This window comes from Methanobacteriaceae archaeon (assembly GCA_013403005.1).
Lineage (GTDB): Archaea > Methanobacteriota > Methanobacteria > Methanobacteriales > Methanobacteriaceae > Methanobacterium.
Genome location: JACBOA010000001.1, coordinates 173,004 through 194,875, shown reverse-complemented (window position 1 = coordinate 194,875; position 21,872 = coordinate 173,004). Strand labels below are relative to the sequence as shown.

The window sequence follows — 21,872 nt, the reverse complement described above, 5'->3', positions numbered from 1 at the left end:
TTATTTTAAACAGTGACTAATTAGGGGAATAGTAAATGTAAAAAAATGGAAAAATAAAAAAAAAGGAGAAAATTCCATTGTTAATCAGGAATTTTCTCCATTCATGGGTTTATGTATAGATAGGGGGTTTTCATGATGGTTTTCTAGTGATATTGTACCATATCCATTTTTTCTTCAGTTTTAACCTTCTTCATTGCTTCTTTGAATTGTTTCATCTTCACTTCTTCGGCTTGGATGTTCTCTCTTAGGGTTAACATGACTGCTTCCCGGCATACTGCCTCAATATCTGCACCTACATATTTCTCTGTGTTTTTGGCCAGGTATTCCAAGTCCACGTCATCAGCAAGAGGCATGTTTTTGGTGTGTACCTTGAATATTTCCAGTCTGGCTTCCTCGTCAGGATCATCTACCTTCACGTGTCGGTCAAATCTTCCAGGTCTCAGAAGGGCGGGATCCATTATGTCCACCCGGTTGGTGGCTGCGATTACTGCCACATCCTGAAGTTCTTCTAATCCATCGATTTCAGTTAAAAGCTGATTTACCACCCTTTGAGTGACTCCACTGTCAGTGCTTGCACCGGATCTGGCTGATGCTATGCTGTCTATTTCATCGAAGAATATTACAGTGGGTGCAGTTTGTCTTGCTTTGCGGAAAACTTCCCTTACACCTTTTTCTGATTCGCCAACCCATTTAGACAGTAATTCCGGTCCCTTAACTGCTATGAAGTTGGCTTTACTTTCATTAGCCACAGCTTTGGCCAGTAAAGTTTTTCCGGTTCCTGGTGGCCCATATATTAGAACACCTCGTGGTGGTGTGACTCCAAATTTGTCGAAACTCTCAGGATATTTAAGTGGCCATTCCACTGCCTCTCTGAGTTCTTGTTTGGCGTTTTCTAGACCTCCAATATCATCCCATTTTACATTGGGAACCTGTACCAGAACTTCACGAAGCGCAGATGGTTGTATTTCTTTTAAAGCTTCCTTGAAATCTGATTTCTTGATGATCATCTTTTTTAGGGTTTCTTTGGGTATTTCCTCATCTGCTTTAATCTCAGGAAGAACTCTTCTTAAAACCCGCATGGCTGCTTCTTTACATAACATTTCCAGGTCTGCTCCCACGAAACCATGGGTAATGTCTGCAATTTCATCAAGATCCACCTTCTCATCCAGGGGCATTCCCCTGGTATGTATCTGGAGAACTTCCCTGCGACCATCCTTATCTGGCACACCTATTTCTATTTCCCGGTCAAACCTCCCCCCACGGCGTAATGCAGGGTCCAGTGCATCAGGTCGGTTAGTGGCACCAATCACCACCACCTGACCCCTGGTTTTAAGACCATCCATTAGGGTTAAAAGCTGTGCTACAACACGTCTTTCAGTTTCCCCTGAAACTTCTTCCCTTTTAGGTGCTATGGCATCAATTTCATCAATGAAAACTATGGATGGAGCGTTTTCTTCTGCTTCTTCGAAGAATTCCCTTAATTTTTCTTCTGATCCACCCACGTATTTACTCATGATCTCTGGTCCCTGTATGGCTATGAAATGAGCATCACTTTCATTGGCCACTGCCTTAGCAAGTAAGGTTTTCCCTGTTCCGGGTGGTCCGTGCATCAGAACTCCTTTGGGTGGTGATATTCCCAGTCGTTCGAAAAGTTCTGGTCGTTTCAGGGGTATTTCAATCATTTCCCTGACTTTTTTAACTTCTTCTTTCAGCCCACCTATATCTTCGTAGGTGACATCCACCAGGGTTTTCACTCCCTCCAGTTTGGATATGTCAACTGGTTCAGTTTGAACTTCCACATCAGTCATTTCAGTAATTTTAACTGCTCCTGCAGGTTTTGTGGATACTACAGCCAGTTTAAGTTCTCCCATGGGACTAACATCAGCTAGGGCGTCCCGGAAGAATTCATCAAATAAGCTTCCACGCATGGCTGTTTGCTGCTGTCTGATTCCAGTTACTATGATATCTCCTTTAGACAGTACCCTTCCCTGGAATGCTCCTTTAACATCCCCACGAATCATGATTTTCTGGTCCACTGGAGCCAGCACCACTTTTTGTGCTTCTTTAACCCGAGCTTTTCGTACAATTACTTCCTCTCCCAAGGAGGTTCCAGCATTTTTTCTGATGTATCCATCAATTCTAATAATGCCCAGTCCAATGTCTGATTGGGATGATACCACTGTGGTGGCGGTGAGTTTTCTACCCTCTATTTCAATCATGTCTCCGTCCAGGAGATCTAGCTTTTCCATGCATGCCGGGTCTATCCTGGCTATTGATCTGCCAACATCTGCCTGTGAAAAGGCTTCTGCAACTTTTAGTTTCATTTCTTCATTTTTCATGATTAATCCCCCTATAAATTTTTTTATTTTTCAAATAAATGCAAATAACTAATTTAAAAACAAATATAGTACATTTTGATATTTAGTTAACTTATGTTACTTTAACCTTGTAGGTTCTACTATATAAATGTTGCGGTAGAAATGGATTTATGATTGTGTATAGAATCAACGAAAAAATGAGAAAAATTACATTTAGCCTCACCATGCAGCCAGGATCATGGCAATTACTATCAATATAAATCCTACATCCAATACAGGAACCGTGACCAGATCTAATCTTCTGGCCAGAGTTTCTTCTCCCCTTTTATAGTAATGGATGCCTTTTATATGCTTGCAGTTACTTTGTATAAACAGTTACTTTGTATAAATAGTAATATCTCATCTCCTATGGTGCCATTTGATAAGTTGAACATCCTTGGGAATCTTGGGATCAACGGTCCCCTCAACTACCTGGAAACTACCAACCCGGATTCAGATCTCCATTACAATAAACCAGATATAAAAATCAACTGTCCAGAGGTTGTCCTTATAGAGAGCAATTTAATTCTATGAATATTAAGAATGGTAACCATAATAGTTTTTTAAATAGTATTTTGTATTTGGTTTTTTATGGTTCCAAAAGAAGTTTTATAACACCTCTAAATCTAAATAACCCATCTAAACCCCATATTATCTAATTTTACCACCAAATGTTCTTAATAGATTTTCGACTTCCCTTCTGATGGGATAGTCAATCACCTGGTAGGAAATGGTAATACTAATCCATCCTTCAGGAATTTGTTCTCCATTATATATGTCTGAAACTTTAGTTCGGACCACGCCCTCAATTTTTTCGATGTTTTTGGCAATCAATTCTGGTTTAGAGTTTTCTGGAAACATCACCGAAACATCAAAGGTTTTCAGAGGAAAATGACCTATTTTCCATTGTTGGGTTTCTTCAGGAGTTAAAATTTCCACATTAGAAAGTTTAAGCCTGGTAGTTTTATTCCTCTCTTTCAATATGAGAAAATCAGGATTTAATTCTTCCAAGATTCCAATATGGATTTTCTGGGAGTACATATGCCTTAAACCTACTTCATGCCCTAGTGATTGTTTTAAATGAGTTATCTCTGCATTTAGAGCATTTATAGCCTTATCTGATCTTCCTAAAGCTGCTTCAATGTCATCAAGATGTTTGGCTGCTGAACTCATGGCTTTAACAAAATCTTCCTGGTTTTTTTTATCAATCATGGATTTGAGTTCCTGGAAGGTTGAAAGCAACGTCTGGTGGACCTCAGGAATGTGCTGGTTCTGGGTTTGGATAGAGTAGCATAGGTATGGATTCTGGGCTACAATACGAGCTATCATGTCCAGCATAAGGCTGTATATGGGACTGGCGAACTTGCGGGACTCTTTAATTTCAACTTGCATTCTTTCAATGGCTACTGCCACTGAAATATAGGCAAAATGAGTGAGTCCCTGGACAATGCTCATCATCCGATCATGTGATTCCGGCGTGGTGATGAGTACTCGGGCCTGTTCATTCTCCAGGAAACTCACTACCTTCCTGTACCATTTACCATCTACACTTCGCGGAGTTAAAACAATCACCTGCCCATCAAGAGACCTAACCCTGGGGCCGAACATGGGATGAGTGGGGAGTACTTCCACACCCTCAGGAACATGCTGGTACATGAGTGCTGCTGATTTCTCCTTTACAGACGTCACATCAACCAGTAAAGATCCTTTCTGAAGATGAGGAGACACTTCTTTTATTGTTCGAGGAGTTGCATCTATAGGAACAGCTATTATTACTATTTCTGCCTCTGAAGTAGCTTCAACATTGTTAGAAGTGTATGAAACTCCCATTTTACTGGCGATAGCTTCTCCCATAGGAGCATTCCTGCCAGTGATGGTGACCTGGCATCCTCTTTTATTTAGAAAATTCGCTATCCAGTTCCCCAGTCCACGGGTTCCTCCAATAATCGCTACTTTCATATAAGTTATCTATGGGGATGTGTAATAATAAATTTATCCCCCACTAGAAACACGTATTTTTAAATTTATCCCCTCATTGCCCATCATATTTCTAATGTTCTCACCTTATCATCCCCGGTAACTCCAGCCATAGCATCCAGTGTATCCATAAACTCCATTAAACGTGGTTTCTGCATAACTTCTAAAAATCGTTCCAGTTGTGTTCTACGCTGGAGAAATATGCCCCTGCGCTTAATAGGGCTTCCAAGTTCATCCAATGGATTTATTTCTACCATTATGCTTTCCTGATCGCCTCTTGTAGGAGCTTTGATTAAAAATACACCTTCAAGAGATGTGGGCACTCTTTGCCAGGGTTTAACATTTTCCAGGGTTTCTTTAATCTTACTTTCTAACTGGTTGTCCATATTTAATCACCAGCAAAATATTTGTAATACGTTTTATATAAAAGTTATGATTTTAGGTGTAAAAGATATGAGAGATGTAAAAGAAAATTAAGGATCTAATAAAAAGTTCCGACAACAAATAGGTTTAAAATGTTTGAAATACATCATAAAAATATATTTAACAAAAATATTCAACTAAAATCTATTGAAGCATGTTTAAATTGATATAGAAGGCCATATTATGCGCATAGTTTTTCAGGATGCTAAAAGGGGAATTATTGAGTTATTCCCAGAAACTTTGGATGATCTCTGGCATCTATCTCACCTTATTGAACCCGGAGATCTTGTTTCTTCGCGTACCACCCGCAGAATTCAGGACACAACTGGAGAGCGGTTGCGGAGTGATCGGGGAATCAAAAAAACCTTTTTCATGGGCATAAGAGTGGAAAGCATTAGTTTTCATAAGTACACTGGAAAATTACGTGCTAAGGGAGTTATTGAGAAGGGACCAGAAGATCTGGTGTCATTAGGAGCCCATCACACCCTGGATTTGAAGCTCAACAACTCGGTGAAAATAGAAAAAGAAAGATGGTCACGCTGGCACCGTAAAAGGATCAAAGAAGCCATTGATGCATCAAAAATACCAAAGGCCCTGGTAGTGGTAATAGAAGATGATAATGCAGATTTGGGTATCCTGAGACAGTACGGAGTGGAATACTACGGCCCCATAATTGGGGGCATCTCTGGTAAGAGAATGGTTCAAAAAAACCGTCAACAAGTCATTAACAATTTCTACGAGGAGATCGTAAGCACCATTAAAAAGTTTGAGGGGATAGAAGGAATGGTAATAGCCGGGCCTGGTTTTGGTAAAAATGATTTTTATCAATTTATCAGGCAGAAATATCCAGATATTGCCCGAATTTCCCGTCTGGAAAGTACCGGGGCTGGGGGCAGATCCGGGATCCATGAGGTGCTTCAGAAAGGTATTCTGGAAGAAATGGCCACTGAAGGTCGTATTGCCCAGGAAATAAGAATGATGGCCCGGGTTCTGGAGGAAATCGGGAAAAATTCTAATCTAGTCGCCTATGGAAAGAGTGAAGTTAAAACTGCTGCAGAAGCTGGTGCAGTTAGTGAGTTACTGGTTATTGATGAATTACTCCGGGAACTGGATGTGGAAAAGATTATGGACCTTACTGAGAACTTGGGGGGGAAAGTTATGGTCTTAAGCAGTGAACATGACGGTGGAAAACAGTTAAGTGCTCTGGGTGGATTAGCAGCGCTTTTAAGGTATGCTTTGAAATGAAGGTTAAGAGAGATTTGGATAAATGTATTCATTGCGGAGCTTGCGAAACCGTGATCTGTCCTCTGAGAAGCGCCTGGCGGAGTCTTGAGGAGGGTACTTGTATTGGATGCGGAGCATGCGTCCAGATATGTCCCGAAAAAGCTATATTAATAGATGAAACTGATGAATCTTATATAAACACCCGATTAACTGAAAAAACTGTTTATGTTAATCATAAAAAGATTCAAGCAAGGGGTTTCATTAAAGATGCCCTGAATATTTCAGGTGTCAAAATCTGTGATTTTCCAACTGTTTCAGATCTAGACACTCCCCTTAGAACAGTTTCCATGCCCTGCCTTTGTGGTGGTTGCTGGTCATGTGCTGTGAAAGCAGATGGAAGATACGCTCTTAGCTGCATCACTCCCCTCTATGATGGTATGAAAATTGAGTTACTGGAAGAACCTCCACCACTCAGAGCAGTGAGTGGATTCGGAGCCCATACAGTTGGTGGGGTGGGAACTCCTTATTATCTGAAAGGAACTGGTAAACCCATTGAAATTGCCTGTTTCACCCATGGTTGTAATCTTCGCTGCCCCCAATGTCAGAACTATCAGATGGCCTTTAGTGGTGGGGGACACCTCATGGAGTGTGAGGAAACTGCAATGGTGTTACTTGGACTTCAAAAACAATACAATGTTAACAGAATTGCAATTTCCGGTGGTGAAAGCACTTTAAATCCCACTTGGCTATTGGGCGTAATAAAATCTATCCGTGAAGCTGATAAAGACATTCATATCCATGTAGATACCAATGGAACCATATTAAACCCAGATTATATTGATAAACTGGTTAAAGCTGGAATGACAGAAATTGGGATTGACCTGAAAGGAATTTGTAGTGACACATTTAAGAAGATTACTGGACTTTCAGATGAAAAGCTAATAAAAAAATATCTTAAAAATTCTTGGAATGCAGTGAAATATATTTTAGAGAATCATGTTGATGATGTTTTCCTGGGAATTGGCATTCCCTATAATAAAGCCCTTATTTCCAAAGAAGAAGTGGAAAAAATGGGAGATGAGATAGCCCGTTTGAATGATAAAGTGCAAGTATGCATCCTTGATTATAGAGGCGAATTCCAGCAAAAAGAACTTTTATTGCCTTCTTATCAGGAGATGAAGAATATGAAAGATTTACTCAACCAGAAAGGTCTTAAAACTGTAATTGCACAAACACCTGAAGGACATGTAGGACCCTAGGAGTAAATGAAGGGTCCTAATAATACAATTATATTTAAAATCACCTTGACAAATTTATATCCGGGATGCCAATGAATATGACAAATTTATCTGTGATATTTTCAGTCTTCTTTCTATCAGTCAGCTTCACCATAGTCTTCTATAAATTATTTCCTAGGCTGGGAGGCAATCTTTACACAACCATACGTGGCGGAACACCCCGAGGAGTGGGTTTAGCCCCATTTTTAGTTCTATTACTATTCTTTCCATTCCCAGCCAACTATCTGATTGGAATAATAGGTTTATTCGCATTTCTAGATGATATTATTGGTCGTAAAAAATTGAAAAGACTCCCAGTTGAAATTGGTCAGTTCTCCAGAGGTATTGGTATGCTAATGGTTATGTTGGTAGGGTACTTCTACTTTGGCCCAGTTTCAATACTCATTGCACTCATGATCCAGCCCCTGAATATTGCAGATATGCAACCGGGGACTGCAGCCTCCACTGTGATTATAATGAGCTCTATAATGGCAATTCTCCTCTACCTAACCACTGGTAACCCTTACTCATTAGCACTGATTCTTTTAGCAGCCTGTATTGGATATGCACCCCTGGATTATCAGGGTAAAATCATGATGGGCGAAGTGGGAAACCATTCATTCGGTGTAGGACTGGGAATTATATACACACTGCTAGGAATTAACATTGCTAAGTTCCATGATTGGGGAACTTGGGGAGTTTTCCTAGTTGTGCTGGCACTCTTATTAATCACTGCCATCATTATAGCGTTATTGAGACGTGACAATCTAAAGAATTTCCTGGAAAAAAACCTAAAAATCCAAAAACCTACCTTTGGAGACTTAGTAATGGATGTCTTGACTGGTGGAGGTTTGGGGGATCTTCTCCGTAGAATTTTATTCAGGAAACAAAAAATATTGGTTAATAATAAATTCTTAATTGCATTAGGCATACGAAGATTAATTTATAATCCCCAAGTCAAACCATAATACGCTCATTAGAATTAAAAATCCAAATGATTTAAAAAAAAAGATTAAACTTGTTGGTTTGAGCTATTATTAGCAAATATGGCAAATATATGACTTAATTTATTTTATGACTTAATTTATCTTTTATGATGAGAAATTATGCTAAATGAATTGTGAGTTTTGATGAACAGCCAGGAATCTAATACTTTAGAGTCCCAGAAATGAAAAATTAAAAAGTTTTATACTTTTTTCATTCTCTCCCTTTTTAATGAGTATACCGCCAGTAGCATGAACAAAATGGCAAATATTAACAGAGCCAACAGATCTGTCCATATCTTATCCAAACCCCATCCTTTAAGCATCACTGCCCGGCAGGCATCCGCCGCATAGGTGGGGGGTACAAGATAAGAGAATGGTCTTAACCATTCGGGAATGGCTTGTATTGGCCAGAATACTCCTGAAAGTAGGAATGCAGGTAATATTACAAATGGGAAAAATTGTATTGCTTGTTCTGGGCGTTTGGCCAGGCTGGATAGCAATATTCCCAGTGCCTGGCAGGTTACAGCCAATATGGCGACTGCCAGGAAGGCCAGGAGTACGTTTCCCACCACCATGATGTTGAATACCATGATGGCTATTACCAGGAGGAGGGCAACTTGTATGATTCCCAGGGTACCGAAGGTAATGGCGTAACCAGTTACCACTTCCCCTTCTGTAACAGGGGTGGCAAGTACTCTTTCCAGAGTACCATTGGAGCGTTCCCCTACAAAGGTTATCAGGGTTAGAATGGTGGTTAAAAGGTAAACTACAAATGCCAGGATGCCCGGTACAAAGAAGTCAATGAATTCTGCATCCTTACCATAAATAGGATCAGAAGTTACCTTCAATGCAGGATTTACACCTTCTTCAGCCATGGTGTCAGAAACTGCATCGGTAACTGTCTTCAAAATTGCATTTTTGATGTTGGTTATGCTGTCATCACCCTGGATAACTATCTCCGCACTATCTGGATACGAAGAGTTTCGAGACTTTAAAATGGCATTTTCTGTGAAGTTTTCAGGGAATATGATCACTGCTGATACCTGGCCATTTATCACCTTTTGCCGGGCTTCATCAATGTTGGTCATATTCTGGATTTTCAATGTATTAGTATCAAGGTTGGAAATGATTTTTTCCGACAGGTAAGTGGTGTTTCCCAGTGGTGGGGTGAATCCCTGGTCCTGGTTGACTATGATTACATCCACATCCTCCACATCACCACTGAAGGCCAGGCCGAAGATGCACATGGCGAAGATGGGTGCCAGAAATAGCATGGCCAGGCTGCGTTTATCATTGGCCACATCACGAAAAACTCTCCGACTCACAGCCATGATTCTGTAAAACTTCACAAGCCCACCTCTTGATGGTTTCCATCACTTCTTGAAAATTCCAGAAAGGCATCTTCAAGTGAGTCCTTCCCACTCTTTTTAAGAAGTTCTTCAGGTGTGTCTTCTGCTATGAGACGCCCTCTCTCCATGAACCCAATGCGATCACAGTGGCGTGCTTCATCCATGTAGTGAGTGGTTATAAGTATGGTGACTCCTTTTCTCCTTAACTGGTTGAAATAATTCCAGAATGATACTCTAAGCTCAGGATCAACTCCCACTGTGGGTTCGTCTAAAAAAAGAATCTCTGGCTGGTGTATTAAAGTGCAGGCCAGTGATAACCGGTGCTTCATCCCTCCAGAAAGGTTCTCAGCCATTTCATGTTTCCAGTGAGTAAGATCCACGAATTTTAAAAGTTCATCCTCCCTTTTTTCCATTTCCTCATTTGTAAGATTAAATACCCTGGAATAGAATTTCAAGTTTTGATCCACGGTAAGTCCCAGATATAGGCCGGTTTCCTGGGGCATGTAACCTATTTTAGATGCTATTTTGCCGTCAGGTATTTTTTCTCCTAAAACTTTTGCCTCTCCAGAGGTGGGATTGACAATGGAAGAGAGCATTTTGATCAGGGTAGTTTTACCCGCACCATTAGGGCCAAGTAATCCGTATATCTCCCCTTTTTTCACCTTCAAGTCCAGATTATCCACAGCCACGAAGTCTCCGTATTTTTTGGTTAATTGGGTGGTTAGAATGGCGTATTCATTTTCCAGAGTCACTTTTTCACCTTCCCCTTGTCAAGTTTATGATCTGCTGATAGGAAACATTTATAGATTTTGTCACTAATAGAGTATAAAATGAAAATAATTGATGGATCTAGTGTGAGTTGGAATTATGCCCCTTAGTAGAGAATCCATAGAGGCTTTGAAATTAATGGGCCTCACTGATTATGAAACTCAAAGTTACGTGGCTTTAACCTCATTGATATCTGCTAATGCCACTGAGATTAGTTTAGCAGCTAATGTGCCCCGATCAAAGGTTTATCAGGTACTGAAAAGTCTGGTGGAAAAGGGTTTTATTGAAATGAACCAGGGCAAACCATTGAAATTCACGGTTATCCCTCCACATGAAGTATTTAAAAAAAGTAGAAACCATATCCTGGAGGCCATGGATCAGGCTGAAGCTGAGCTTAACCTGGTTTATGAGAGTCAGATTCCTCAAGTTCCGGCACCGATATGGTTACTGCATGGTCAGGAAAAAATAGTGAAAAAAGAGATGGAAATCATTTCCCGCAGTAAAGAATCCCTGTTTATAATGGGTGGTTTGATGTTTCCAGAAGAACCACAACAACTTAAGACCAGCCTGAGAAAACCATTAAATAAAGGAGTTGACATTCGCATGCTCACTGCTCCGGTTTGCTGGGTGGATGAGGTGGAAGTTCCCACCCAGGAGATTCTGCAAGATTTACCACTGGAGATCAAATTTTTCCCTGTTCCTTTCATTAAACTCATAGTACGGGACAAAAAAGAGATGTTAATTGCATTCTGCAAACTTTCAGGAAACAACGCAATTTCAGAAACTGCTATAGCCATATGGAATCAGTATCAGGAGTTTGTGGACACCATAGCCGGAATTTATGAATTCATATGGAATACAGATTTTTTCAATCAATATCCCCCAATAAAATAATATTATGAAACCGAAGATTCCAAGAAAGATTTATTATGAGATGTTCCAATAATGAATATAATACTTAATCAGCAATTAATGTTTGGAATGGTTTAAGGAGTTTAAATGAAAGCTTTATTCATAGTTACTGGTAGGGGGATTGGAGGTGATGCGGTTACCGCCCTAAATATTGCTCAAGCTCTATCTAAATATGATGTGGAATGTGAATTCGCATTAGATCACAGTGCCCCCGGACTTTTATTTAAAAAACACCATCTGGACTGGTATAAAATCAGTATACCTCAAGCTGGAGGTCATGCTGCCACCAACAAGACCCTGGCGAAAGCTGCGGTTAAAACCTCCAAAGCAGCTCTGGAAGCTGCTCGACTCATTCGAAAGGTGAAGCCAGATGTGGTGGTGGGTGTGATTGGAGGTGGGGCGGTAGTAGGATGTTTAGGGGCTAAAATGGCCAGCACACCATCAGTAGGTATTCTGATAACCCCTACAGATGCTAAGGTGTGCACCAAAATCACCACCACCGTAGCTTTACCAGAATCAAACCTTTTCCAGATGAATTTAAAGGATAAAAATATCCATAAATCTTATTCACCAGTTGATCCTGAGATTGTGATTGGAAATAAAGATACAGCACTGGATAAGTTACCAGCAGAGTTTGATATCAATCGTCCCACCATACTATTCTCCTCTGGTTCCACCCTTTTTGAAAAAATGGCACTAGGAGCATCAGAATTGGGAAAAGCTGACCTAGAGGTTAATATACTGGTAGTGGGAGATCCTCTGGAGGAAGAATACCGGGAGTATCTTGATGAAGAGAATATTATTTATCTGGGTTACATTGACTGGATAAGGGACCTTTACAAGGTAGTTGATCTGGCCGTGCTTACTGATGATGGGATGATGATCCAGGAAGCTATTGCCTGCCAACTGCCTATCATTGCCCTGTTAGGAGTGAAGTATGGACGTTATCATAACCTGGCCTCCATTTTTTCTGGAGCTGTGCTGGAAAGTGAACTGGAAGATATTGTGGAAGTAACTAAACATGCCTTTACCCATCTGGATGAATTAAAGGAAAATGCTCTTAAATACAGTGAGGATGTTTTAAATGCTTCTGATAAGATTGCAAGGGTAATTTATGACAAAATAAAGGGAAAAAACCGTAAATAAAAACAAACATTCCTTAATATCTCTCCTGTCTTCATTTAATTTTTTAAAACAGGTTATCCGAACATAACAAACATAACATTTTCAAATTTTTTTTATCTAACCATATTTAGCTAAAAAATGCAGTAATTTGTAAATCGCATCAGTTGAAGGGTGTGTTTCTATAAAGTCATCAAAATCAGAGGTTTTATAACCATCTTTAATCATTTTGGCCAGGTAGGGCATGCTGGTTCTGGATGAAGGGGATATGGAAGATGCATTAATTAAGTCACCAGTTTCCAGGTTGGCTGATATTTTAGTAAACCCTGTTTTACCGTCCAGGACATTCCAAAAAGATCCTGGACCTCCAGAACCTCTAATTCCAACATCAGTTGATTCTAATTTATCCTTAGATCCTGAAGATAAACTTTCAGTGTTTAAAAAGCTTACTGGATAGTAGAGACTAATTGATTGGGGTATAATACGGTAATCCATGGTGTTGGATATTCCACAGGCGTTTCTGGCTGCAACCACTCCTTCCATACGTGCTACTGGAGTGTTGCCGACTGTTCCCACCACATCACCTGCAGCATATATGGAGGGGTTGCTGGTTTGCATCTGTTTATTAACTATTATTTGGCCTTTAGACCCGATTTCAACCAGGTTTTTTGCTATTTCTGAGTTGGGAGTCATGCCCGTGGCCAGAAATACTGGTCCCTCCACTTCAGCATAGGAAGTGATTGCACCTTTTCCGGTTATTTCAGTAACCTGCACCTTCTCCTGGATTTCAACCTTGCTCAGGAGATGTTTCATGGTGTATTTTTTTATTTCAGGGTCCAAACCAGGTAAAAATTTCCTTCTGCATAGAACTTTAACATCACTGCCCAATGAGGAGAATATTCCCGCAAATTCGGCAGCTATCACTCCACTTCCCACTATGTTAAGCTTATCCGGAACTCTTTTAAAATCCAAAACATCAATGTAGGTTAATGCATTCTCCACCCCAGGGATGGGTGGTTTAAAGGGCCGGGCTCCAGTGGCTATCAAGAGTTTATCATAGGAATATTTTTCATCATTTGCAAATACTTCCCCTTGTTTGATCTCAGCTACTTCTCCCATGATTATTTCTGCCCCGGATTCTCTGGTTTCGTATTTTAAAACATCTTCTATCTTCCCAGTGACTTTTTTTATCCCTCTGGCAACTTGGGAGAAATTAACTGCTGGTGAATTAGGGATGATGCCCATTTCATGAAATTTATCTGCATCTAGATGGAAACGGACCACATCATTCAATCCACAGACCACCATGCATCCTTCATGGAGACAGGTCCCCCCAATATGTTTTTTTTCTATTAATGTGACTTCTGCATCCAGTTGTGCTGCTTCCATGGCTGCAGTTCGACCGGCTGGGCCCCCACCAATTATTACTATTTTCATTTATTCATACCACCTGATTATGATAAGTTATGAAAGTTTTCATCATTCCCCAAGATATTTATATGGTGATGATATCTATTAAAATAACTAAACCTACTTATTGAATTACTAATTAGAAAACTTCTGATTTAATATGATAATAGTATAATTAATCTAAATAATTTAAATATGCATATTGACTCTTTAAATGGATTTTAAAAAGGTGATCTTAATGTGTATCGCAGCACCAGCTCAAATTGTAGAAATTAATGATAATGTAGCTATTGTGGACTTTGGTGGGGTTAAACAGAAGGCTAAACTGGATTTAGTGGAAGATGTAGATGTGGGTCGCTACGTTCTGGTCCACTCCGGATACGCCATTGAAGTGTTATCAGACCAGGAAGCTCAGGAATCCCTGGAAGCATGGGACGAGCTTCTGAAGATTATGGACGAAGAGGATGCAGAAAGGGAAAGCCCCTAATAAGCGCCCAATAAGTGATTATCAGCTAAAAGACAGTATCAAATTTTTGAGTTTTTATTTTCAATCTTTCCCCTATTCTAATCCCCTTATATCACTTACTTATATCACCTTATAATTATTACTTTTTAATACTTTTTTAGGTTTTGTGATCCTGCCTATCCACATCCTATCCACATAGATTATAGATTCTACTTTTATATTCTCTGAAGTTTGGCTCTTGATCCCTTTATTGACTAATAGATAGAAACCCTTTTAACTCCTGGAATATCCAGAAACTTCTGGAACATTTCGCCCTTAACTGGTTTCTCGGTTATTATTGTTAGTTTAGGGTTTTCTTCCAGTTCAGGGTCTCCGGCATGTGCCTGTCTGATACTGATGTTTTCCTCTGCTATTAACTGGGTGGCAGTTGCCAGTATCCCTGGAGCACCGGCATGGGCTTCTACTTCCACCACTCCAAAACCAAGATCATGGGCAACGTTCTTTAGCAGGGCTCCTGCAGGGTATATATTGCTGAAAATGGCTGCTAGCTCCGGGTCTTCCATAATCACTTCTACGGTGGCCCTTATGGATCTGCGGTCCACCCCTGCCCCTCTGGCCAGTGCCACATCACTTATTTCCACATCACCACAATATATTTTACCGTTCTCACCGACTCTAAGGCCCAATTCAACGATTTTACGTGCTACTCCCATCCTTGCTGGGAATTTTTCGAATTTATGTTTTACACGGTCCCACATGTATTAATCTCCATGATCTCAAACTTATATCCACAATGAATCTATGAATAAAATTTTTTTCCCATCTTCAAATTCATTCACCCCTGCATTAATTTCATATTGACAGTGCTCATATAATTAATTTTACGTACATTTTTGTACTGTAAAGGTTTAAATAGTACAATAAAGTATATGAGTGTCAGTGACTAATTATGGTGAAAAAATGCATGGCTGTGAATGCTTTTGGCGAATATGAATATAAAAAAAAGGAAGTTAAAAAGGCAAGATTAGATTTCAACTCTCCTTTCGAACTTTTCAGAAAGATATACTCTAAATATCCCAACTGTTTTCTTTTAGAGTCCATGGAAAGTGATAGTGGTTTGGCCAGATATTCAGTTTTAGGGTTCAAACCCGTCGCTACCCTCAAAGCCCAAAATGGAATCCTGGAATTAAAAAAAGAAGATGAAACCATAGAAATTGAAACTCCCAATCCCTTTGATGAAATTAAAGGCATTATTGGAGAGGGAAGCCGTGAAAAAGGCTTCCTTGGAGGTCTGGTGGGATACGTATCCTATGAATCAGTGAGATATTTTGAACCCCTCGAGATGCCTGTGGGAGAAATGCCTGATTTCGAGTTTGGGCTTTACTTGGATGCTGTGATCTTCGACCGGCTTCAGAATAAATGTGAATATGTGACTCTGGGAGAAAACAGGGTGGATGAAATCAAAGCCACATCTGAGGAAGAATTTTCAGTTGAAAAACTATCTTTTGAAGAAAAAAACCATTATTTCTCTCGTAATCAATTTGAGAATATGGTAATGAAAGCTAAAGAAAAGATAAAAGCTGGCGAGATATTTCAGAGTGTCATCTCCAATGCTCGTGAGTACGAAATTAAAGGTAATAAACTCGCCTTTTATGAAGCCCTTCGCAATATTAATCCTTCTCCTTATATGTATCATTTGAAGTTAGGTCAAAGGGAGATAATTGGTTCCAGTCCGGAGATGCTTTTGCGGGTGGAGGGAAGAGATGTTGAAACTTATCCCATCGCTGGAACCCGGAAACGAGGAGCCCATCTCCAAGAAGATGAGGAGTTGCAAAATGAGCTGTTAAATGATGAAAAGGAAAAAGCTGAACATCTGATGCTGGTGGACTTGGCAAGAAACGATATTGGTAAGGTTAGTGAATTTGGTACTGTTCACGTGCCTGAATACATGACCGTGAAGAAATTCTCCCATGTTCAGCATATGGTGTCCAGAGTACAGGGTAAACTCCAAAAGGGGAAAAATTCAGTGGATGCTTTTGCCTCCATCTTCCCAGCAGGGACTGTAAGTGGAGCTCCTAAAATTCGGGCTATGGAAATAATAAACCACCTTGAAAGAATACCCCGTGGACCATACGCAGGTGCAGTGGGATATTTCGGTTTAAATGGAAATGCAGACTTTGCCATAACCATAAGAACTCTGGTTTGCAATGGAGACAGCGCGAAAATTCAGGCCGGAGCAGGAATAGTTCATGATTCTAATCCCACCAGTGAATATTACGAATGTGAAAACAAAGCAGAGGCACTTTTAAGTGCTCTTACCATGTCAGGTGAAGCAAAATGATACTTATAATCGATAACTATGATTCTTTCACCTATAATCTTTATCAACTGGTGGGAGAATTTGAAAAAGACATCATGGTTTATCGGAATGATGAAATAACCATTGAAGAAATAAAAAAACTCCAACCCTCCCGTATTATAATATCCCCTGGTCCTGGGAATCCTGAAAACGAACGGGATTTCGGAGTTTGCAAAGACACTATACTGAAGATAGGTAAAAAAATCCCAATATTAGGGGTTTGTCTGGGACATCAAGGAATTTTCACTGCTTTTGGTGGTGAAATTGCCCGTGCAGAACCAGTCCATGGGAAACAAACCCCTATATACCACCAAAAAACTGGAATGTTCCAAGGAGTGAGCAACCCCCTCCAAGCAGCAAGATACCATTCACTGGTCTGTAAAAGAGAAACCACCCCAAAATCTGTTGATATTTTAGCAGAAACCAGGGAAGGGATGATAATGGCAATTAAACACCACGATTATCCTATTTTTGGACTTCAATTCCACCCGGAGTCCATTGGAACCCTTGATGGTCAGATAATTTTGAAAAATTTCCTGGAGATGGAAGTATCATGAAAATCCCCAAAAGAAAGGGAGTTGAATTCTCATGAAATTCAATACCATTATTAAGGATAGGAAAAGGGTTCTGGAAATAAGAATGAAATATCAGCCCCTTAATGAGCTGAAAGATAATATAGAACGGGTTAAACTTCGAACTGATTTTAAAAAATCCTTGAACAAAGAAGAGGATGTTTCCATTATCTGTGAATACAAACCTGCATCCCCTTCACAAGGTGATATCAGCCCACTTATGATTAACGAGGTACTGCCCCAGTTTGAACAAGGAGGAGCCAGTTCCATCTCAGTACTCACCGAAGAAACCTACTTTAAAAGTAATATTGATAATCTGAAACTTGCCTGCAGAATAAGCAAACTTCCTTTACTGCGCAAGGATTTCATCCTTGATCCCTACCAGATATATGAAGCCCGAGCTTATGGTGCCAGTGCAGTTCTTTTAATGGCAGATTTATATCCCAACCTGCGGGAAGGAATTGAATTATGCCAATATTTAGATATGGATGCCTTGGTGGAGTGTAAAAACTCTGAAGAAATAGAAAAGGCCATGAAAGCAGGAGCAGATATAATTGGGATAAATAACAGGGATTTCAATGATTTTACCATTGATCTGTCAAGGACAGAGAAACTAGCCCGAATGGTTCCATCAAACATTACCCTGGTTTCGGAAAGTGGAGTGAAAAACGCCGAAGACGTTGAACTGCTTTCCAGTTTCGGTGCAGATGCCCTTCTGGTGGGTACCAGTGTCATGACCACCGAAAAAATCCATGATAAAGTCAGAGGATTAGTGTCTGCCGCTAAAAAATCTAGGGTGAAGCGTATGGACAATATTACCCGGGTAAATACAACATGAAGATTAAAAACATGAAGATTAAAATCTGCGGTATTCGGAATAAAGATGATCTTAAGACTTGCGAAGGAGCAGGTGCAGATCTCATGGGATTCATTAACATCGAAAGATCCAAGCGAATGGTTGAGATAGAGAAAATAAGGAACTTAACCTCTTCCATGAAGGATAAAAATAAGGCTGTACTCGTAATCGAACCTTCGAATATGGTAGATGCTGATGAAAGAATAAAAAAGTCAGGATTGAATAACATACAGCTTCATTCCCTATATCCAGATGAAATTAAAGAAATGAAGAATACTAACCCCCATTTAACTGTTACCAGAGCTATTGGAATATCTGAAGAGATTAAACCGAAAAAGGAACAGGAAATTAAAGATTTTGTCTGTGTTTCTGATAATATCCTTTTTGACTATGAATTTCAGGGAAAAACTGGTGGAACCGGAAGGCAGATCCCCACGGAAACTGCTCTAGAAGCAGCTGAAATTGCCAGATCCTATAATAAAAATGTTACACTTTTCCTTGCCGGAGGGATGAATGTTGAAAGAATCAAAAATGAAGGTAAAAAACTGGCAACTATCTTTAACTACTTTGATGTTAACTCTGGTGTAGAAGACGCGCCCGGAGTTAAAAATAGGGATAAAATTAGGGAATTAATGAAATTAAAATTTATAAACTAATCTTTGGTGATTGAATGATAACTAGTGGAAAATTTGGGAAATATGGAGGAATATTCGTACCAGAACTCCTCATACCTGCACTCGAAGAGCTTGAGGCAGCTTTCCTAAAATATAAGGATGATAAAAAGTTCAATGAAGAGCTTGACTACTACTTAAAGGAGTTTGCAGGGAGGCCCACTGCATTATATTATGCTCGGAACCTTTCAGAAAAACTTGGTTGCAAAATATATCTTAAAAGAGAAGATATGCTGCACACCGGGGCTCATAAAATTAACAACACCCTTGGACAGGGACTTCTCGCTAAATACATGGGTAAAAAAAGGATCATAGCCGAGACCGGGGCGGGGCAACATGGTATAGCCACTGCAGTCATTGGTTCTCTTCTAGGCATTCCTGTGGAGGTTTACATGGGATTAGAAGATGTAGAAAGACAAAAATTAAATGTTTTCAGGATGGAACTTTCCGGAGCCAAAGTCATACCCGTTGAAACCGGTTCACAAACCCTTAAAGATGCCATAAACGATGCTTTCCGTGACTGGGTGGCTACTGTAGAAACCACCCACTACTTAATTGGCTCCACCATGGGCCCCCATCCCTACCCCCTCATGGTTAAACACTTCCAGAGTATTATTGGCAGGGAAACCAGAGAAGAAATACTTCAAAAAGAGGGTAAACTTCCAGATGCAGTTATTGCCTGTGTTGGGGGTGGGAGTAACTCTCTGGGGATATTCTCAGGGTTTTTGGAAGATGATGAAGTGGAACTAGTTGGAGTTGAAGGTGGTGGAGATGGAGTAGAGACTGATCGAACTGGAGCAACCCTGTGCAAGGGTACCGAAGGAATATTACACGGTTCATTCTCCTTTGTCCTTCAAAATTATGATGGGCAGATAAAAGAAGCCCATTCAGTTTCTGCTGGTCTTGATTACCCTGGAGTTGGACCTGAACACGCCTACCTTAAAGTTACAGGAAGGGCCAACTACGTGGCTATAACCAATAAGGAAGCTCTGGAAGGCTTTGAAATGCTTTCCAAATATGAAGGAATAATCCCAGCTCTTGAAAGCTCCCACGCAGTTGCTTATGCAGTTAAATATGCTAAAAGACCTGAAAATAAAGGTAAAACCATTGTAGTGAACCTTTCTGGACGTGGGGATAAAGATATGTTTCTGGTTGCACGTGAAATGGGGGTGGAAGTATGAGTAACCCTCATGTAATTAGCGAGCCTGATAGGGAATCAAAAATTCACCCATTGGAAGTGGAAAGTTACGATGAAATGTTCCGTCGAGTTAAAGAAAAAAATGAAGGAGCATTCATTCCATTTATAGTTGCCGGAGATCCTGATTTTGATACTTCACTGGAGATTGTAAAAACCTATGTTGAAAATGGAGCGGATGGTCTGGAGATCGGGTTTGCCTTCAGTGATCCGGTTGCAGACGGGCCAACAGTCCAGACTGCAGATATTAGAGCCTTAAAATCAGGAATAACCACAGATAAAGGATTTGAATTTATCAGGAAAATCAGAGAGTTCACTTCAATTCCCATAGGACTCCTGGTGTACTATAATTTAATTTATCAAAAGGGAATAGATGAATTCTACCAAACTGCCAAGAAGAGTGGTGTTAACGCCATTCTTGCCGCGGATTTACCCCCTGAAGAGGCTTATGATGCCCTTAATGCTTCAAAAAAGCATGGAATTCAGCAAATTTTCATGGTTGCTCAGACCACCAGCAATGAAAGGTTGGAAAAAATATCCAAGATCTGTAGCGGTTTTCTGTATGTGGTGGCAGTTATGGGAGTCACCGGAGCACGTGAGGATATTAAATTCAGCACATTTGAACTGGTAGAACGGGTTAAAAGCCACAGTAACTTGCCAGTGGTGGTAGGTTTCGGGATATCCAAAGCAGAACATGTGCAGAATGTTATTGAGAGTGGTGCTGATGGTGCCATTGTAGCCAGTGCCATCCTGGATATGATAACTGAGAATCTCAATGATAAAGAGATTATGCTGGATAAGATCGGGGCATTCTGCCATGATTTGAAGGCAGCCACTAAAAAAACAATGATCTAGAAAATTATAGACAATGAACAGTGAGTCAGATGATTGAAGAGTGTTTAAAAAAGGTCGTCTCTGGACAGGATCTCAGTGAAGATGATGCTTACGCATGTATGATGGAAATAGTGAGTGGAAGTACCAGCGATGTGCATATAGCTGCCTTTTTATCCTCTCTTACCACTAAGGGTGAGTCTATTTCCGAGTTAACCGGTTTTGTAAGGGCCATGCGCCAGGTTTCCATCAAAGTATCTCCTCAGTTAGATCAGCCCTTAGTGGATACCTGCGGTACAGGAGGAGATAGGTTCAAAACCTTTAACATCAGCACCATCTCTGCCATTATTGCCGCGGCAGCCGGTGTTTGCATTGCTAAACATGGTAACCGAGCTATAAGCAGTAAATGTGGTGGGGCTGATATTCTAGAGGCCATGGGAGTGAATATAGAGGTTAAAGGCAGTGATGTGGAGTTTTGCCTGGAAAATGTAGGTATAGGGTTCATGTTCGCTCCTAGATTTCACCCGGCCATGAAACATGTCATGCCCGTCCGTAAAGAACTTGGCATCCGTACTGTTTTTAATATTTTAGGACCATTAAGTTCACCTGCAGATGCAGATATTCAACTTATGGGTGTTTTTGATCCAGAATATGTGGAAACCTTGGCCCATGTCCTTAAAAATTTAGGGGTGAAACGGGCCATGGTTGTGCATGGTTTTGATGGAAAAGGTAATGCAGCTATGGACGAAATCTCAATTATAGGCAAAACCAAAGCTGCTATTTTAGATGATGGTATAATAAAAGTTCAAGATTTATACCCGGAGGATTTTGGACTTGAAATTGTGGATAAAGAGTTGATAAATGGTCCTGAATCATTGCAAGAAAATCTGGAAATTGCCCTGAATGTTTTAAAAGGAAAAAGAGAAAGTGCCCAAGATAAAGCTCAAATGGATATTTGTCTGGCAAATGCGGGTGCGATTCTTTACCTGGCTGGTAAAACATCTGATCTTAAAGCAGGAGTAGAACTGGCCCGAAAAACCATCCAGAATGGTTCTGCTATGAGAAAGCTGCAAGAGTTTATTCAGGCCAGTTCAATTTGCAATTAGGGGTTTTTAAT

General features: G+C 40.2%; 21 protein-coding genes. 14 read left to right on the top strand and 7 right to left on the bottom strand.

Going from position 1 to position 21,872, the window contains the following annotated elements; genetic code table 11:
- Nucleotides 1-143: 143 nt before the first annotated feature.
- On the bottom strand, nucleotides 144-2,339 hold the full coding sequence (locus HVN35_00955) for a CDC48 family AAA ATPase (GenBank protein ID NYB51121.1): 2,196 nt from the start codon (nucleotides 2,337-2,339) through the stop codon (nucleotides 144-146).
- 387 nt (nucleotides 2,340-2,726) lie between these two features.
- Here HVN35_00955 and HVN35_00950 point away from each other — a divergent pair, with 387 nt between their 5' ends.
- A complete protein-coding gene (locus tag HVN35_00950; GenBank protein NYB51120.1) occupies nucleotides 2,727-2,891 on the top strand; it encodes a hypothetical protein in 165 nt (54 codons plus the stop codon).
- Between the two features lie 117 nt (nucleotides 2,892-3,008).
- On the opposite strand, the gene HVN35_00945 is transcribed toward HVN35_00950, so the two are convergent.
- Entirely contained in the window at nucleotides 3,009-4,316 is a 1,308-nt protein-coding gene (locus HVN35_00945; GenBank protein NYB51119.1) for a prephenate dehydrogenase, read from the bottom strand.
- Between the two features lie 83 nt (nucleotides 4,317-4,399).
- Entirely contained in the window at nucleotides 4,400-4,720 is a 321-nt protein-coding gene (locus HVN35_00940) for a hypothetical protein (protein NYB51118.1), read from the bottom strand.
- Nucleotides 4,721-4,940: 220 nt separating this feature from the next.
- On the opposite strand from HVN35_00940, the gene HVN35_00935 reads away from it, so the two are divergent.
- From HVN35_00935 to HVN35_00925, 3 genes are all read left to right on the top strand, one after another.
- Nucleotides 4,941-6,002: an mRNA surveillance protein pelota gene (locus tag HVN35_00935; GenBank protein ID NYB51117.1), complete on the top strand. Its 1,062-nt coding sequence runs from the start codon at nucleotides 4,941-4,943 to the stop codon at nucleotides 6,000-6,002.
- Nucleotides 5,999-7,240, top strand: a complete 1,242-nt coding sequence (locus HVN35_00930) for a radical SAM protein (protein ID NYB51116.1) — start codon at nucleotides 5,999-6,001, stop codon at nucleotides 7,238-7,240. Before HVN35_00935 ends, HVN35_00930 begins: the two co-directional genes overlap by 4 nt.
- Before the next feature lie 71 nt (nucleotides 7,241-7,311).
- Nucleotides 7,312-8,226, top strand: a complete 915-nt coding sequence (locus HVN35_00925; GenBank protein ID NYB51115.1) for a cell wall biosynthesis protein — start codon at nucleotides 7,312-7,314, stop codon at nucleotides 8,224-8,226.
- A 218-nt stretch (nucleotides 8,227-8,444) separates the two neighbouring features.
- Here the strand turns inward: HVN35_00925 and HVN35_00920 are convergent, their stop codons facing one another.
- Together HVN35_00920 and HVN35_00915 are read right to left on the bottom strand one after the other, a co-directional pair.
- Entirely contained in the window at nucleotides 8,445-9,593 is a 1,149-nt protein-coding gene (locus HVN35_00920) for an ABC transporter permease (GenBank protein ID NYB51114.1), read from the bottom strand.
- Nucleotides 9,590-10,345 (bottom strand): ABC transporter ATP-binding protein, encoded by a 756-nt coding sequence (locus HVN35_00915; protein ID NYB51113.1) that lies wholly within the window; start codon nucleotides 10,343-10,345, stop codon nucleotides 9,590-9,592. Before HVN35_00915 ends, HVN35_00920 begins: the two co-directional genes overlap by 4 nt.
- Nucleotides 10,346-10,460: 115 nt before the next feature.
- Between HVN35_00915 and HVN35_00910 the strand changes: the two genes are divergently transcribed.
- Nucleotides 10,461-11,255, top strand: coding sequence for a TrmB family transcriptional regulator (locus HVN35_00910; protein NYB51112.1), 795 nt, complete (start codon nucleotides 10,461-10,463; stop codon nucleotides 11,253-11,255).
- Between the two features lie 105 nt (nucleotides 11,256-11,360).
- Entirely contained in the window at nucleotides 11,361-12,419 is a 1,059-nt protein-coding gene (locus HVN35_00905) for a glycosyltransferase (protein NYB51111.1), read from the top strand.
- A 96-nt stretch (nucleotides 12,420-12,515) separates the two neighbouring features.
- On the opposite strand, the gene HVN35_00900 is transcribed toward HVN35_00905, so the two are convergent.
- On the bottom strand, nucleotides 12,516-13,832 hold the full coding sequence (locus HVN35_00900; protein NYB51110.1) for an NAD(P)/FAD-dependent oxidoreductase: 1,317 nt from the start codon (nucleotides 13,830-13,832) through the stop codon (nucleotides 12,516-12,518).
- 211 nt (nucleotides 13,833-14,043) lie between these two features.
- On the opposite strand from HVN35_00900, the gene HVN35_00895 reads away from it, so the two are divergent.
- Entirely contained in the window at nucleotides 14,044-14,292 is a 249-nt protein-coding gene (locus HVN35_00895; GenBank protein NYB51109.1) for a HypC/HybG/HupF family hydrogenase formation chaperone, read from the top strand.
- Nucleotides 14,293-14,525: 233 nt separating this feature from the next.
- On the opposite strand, the gene HVN35_00890 is transcribed toward HVN35_00895, so the two are convergent.
- Nucleotides 14,526-15,029 carry an amino acid-binding protein gene (locus HVN35_00890; protein NYB51108.1) on the bottom strand — a complete coding sequence of 168 codons (504 nt, stop codon included), beginning with the start codon at nucleotides 15,027-15,029 and terminating at the stop codon, nucleotides 14,526-14,528.
- A 191-nt stretch (nucleotides 15,030-15,220) separates the two neighbouring features.
- Here HVN35_00890 and trpE point away from each other — a divergent pair, with 191 nt between their 5' ends.
- From trpE to trpD, 7 genes are read left to right on the top strand one after another with little or no spacing between them, the layout of a single operon-like run.
- A complete protein-coding gene (trpE, locus tag HVN35_00885; GenBank protein NYB51107.1) occupies nucleotides 15,221-16,612 on the top strand; it encodes an anthranilate synthase component I in 1,392 nt (463 codons plus the stop codon).
- Nucleotides 16,609-17,187: an aminodeoxychorismate/anthranilate synthase component II gene (locus tag HVN35_00880; GenBank protein NYB51106.1), complete on the top strand. Its 579-nt coding sequence runs from the start codon at nucleotides 16,609-16,611 to the stop codon at nucleotides 17,185-17,187. The genes trpE and HVN35_00880 overlap by 4 nt, the downstream gene beginning before the upstream one ends.
- A 31-nt stretch (nucleotides 17,188-17,218) precedes the next feature.
- Nucleotides 17,219-18,040 (top strand): indole-3-glycerol-phosphate synthase, encoded by an 822-nt coding sequence (locus HVN35_00875; protein NYB51105.1) that lies wholly within the window; start codon nucleotides 17,219-17,221, stop codon nucleotides 18,038-18,040.
- Nucleotides 18,041-18,051: 11 nt separating this feature from the next.
- Nucleotides 18,052-18,714, top strand: a complete 663-nt coding sequence (locus tag HVN35_00870; GenBank protein ID NYB51104.1) for a phosphoribosylanthranilate isomerase — start codon at nucleotides 18,052-18,054, stop codon at nucleotides 18,712-18,714.
- Nucleotides 18,715-18,728: 14 nt separating this feature from the next.
- Nucleotides 18,729-19,910 carry a tryptophan synthase subunit beta gene (gene trpB / locus HVN35_00865; GenBank protein NYB51103.1) on the top strand — a complete coding sequence of 394 codons (1,182 nt, stop codon included), beginning with the start codon at nucleotides 18,729-18,731 and terminating at the stop codon, nucleotides 19,908-19,910.
- A complete protein-coding gene (gene trpA / locus HVN35_00860; GenBank protein ID NYB51102.1) occupies nucleotides 19,907-20,779 on the top strand; it encodes a tryptophan synthase subunit alpha in 873 nt (290 codons plus the stop codon). The genes trpB and trpA overlap by 4 nt, the downstream gene beginning before the upstream one ends.
- Before the next feature lie 29 nt (nucleotides 20,780-20,808).
- A complete protein-coding gene (gene trpD / locus HVN35_00855; GenBank protein NYB51101.1) occupies nucleotides 20,809-21,861 on the top strand; it encodes an anthranilate phosphoribosyltransferase in 1,053 nt (350 codons plus the stop codon).
- The last annotated feature ends 11 nt before the right edge of the window (nucleotides 21,862-21,872 follow it).

Bases quoted from the DNA above. Each gene is read 5' to 3' on its own strand.
- HVN35_00955 (NYB51121.1), bottom strand. From the start codon at position 2,339: ATGAAAAATGAAGAAATGAAACTAAAAGTTGCAGAAGCCTTTTCACAG.
- HVN35_00950 (NYB51120.1), top strand. From the start codon at position 2,727: ATGGTGCCATTTGATAAGTTGAACATCCTTGGGAATCTTGGGATCAAC.
- HVN35_00945 (NYB51119.1), bottom strand. From the start codon at position 4,316: ATGAAAGTAGCGATTATTGGAGGAACCCGTGGACTGGGGAACTGGATA.
- HVN35_00940 (NYB51118.1), bottom strand. From the start codon at position 4,720: ATGGACAACCAGTTAGAAAGTAAGATTAAAGAAACCCTGGAAAATGTT.
- HVN35_00935 (NYB51117.1), top strand. From the start codon at position 4,941: ATGCGCATAGTTTTTCAGGATGCTAAAAGGGGAATTATTGAGTTATTC.
- HVN35_00930 (NYB51116.1), top strand. From the start codon at position 5,999: ATGAAGGTTAAGAGAGATTTGGATAAATGTATTCATTGCGGAGCTTGC.
- HVN35_00925 (NYB51115.1), top strand. From the start codon at position 7,312: ATGAATATGACAAATTTATCTGTGATATTTTCAGTCTTCTTTCTATCA.
- HVN35_00910 (NYB51112.1), top strand. From the start codon at position 10,461: ATGCCCCTTAGTAGAGAATCCATAGAGGCTTTGAAATTAATGGGCCTC.
- HVN35_00905 (NYB51111.1), top strand. From the start codon at position 11,361: ATGAAAGCTTTATTCATAGTTACTGGTAGGGGGATTGGAGGTGATGCG.
- HVN35_00900 (NYB51110.1), bottom strand. From the start codon at position 13,832: ATGAAAATAGTAATAATTGGTGGGGGCCCAGCCGGTCGAACTGCAGCC.
- HVN35_00895 (NYB51109.1), top strand. From the start codon at position 14,044: ATGTGTATCGCAGCACCAGCTCAAATTGTAGAAATTAATGATAATGTA.
- HVN35_00890 (NYB51108.1), bottom strand. From the start codon at position 15,029: ATGTGGGACCGTGTAAAACATAAATTCGAAAAATTCCCAGCAAGGATG.
- trpE (NYB51107.1), top strand. From the start codon at position 15,221: ATGGTGAAAAAATGCATGGCTGTGAATGCTTTTGGCGAATATGAATAT.
- HVN35_00880 (NYB51106.1), top strand. From the start codon at position 16,609: ATGATACTTATAATCGATAACTATGATTCTTTCACCTATAATCTTTAT.
- HVN35_00875 (NYB51105.1), top strand. From the start codon at position 17,219: ATGAAATTCAATACCATTATTAAGGATAGGAAAAGGGTTCTGGAAATA.
- HVN35_00870 (NYB51104.1), top strand. From the start codon at position 18,052: ATGAAGATTAAAATCTGCGGTATTCGGAATAAAGATGATCTTAAGACT.
- trpB (NYB51103.1), top strand. From the start codon at position 18,729: ATGATAACTAGTGGAAAATTTGGGAAATATGGAGGAATATTCGTACCA.
- trpA (NYB51102.1), top strand. From the start codon at position 19,907: ATGAGTAACCCTCATGTAATTAGCGAGCCTGATAGGGAATCAAAAATT.
- trpD (NYB51101.1), top strand. From the start codon at position 20,809: ATGATTGAAGAGTGTTTAAAAAAGGTCGTCTCTGGACAGGATCTCAGT.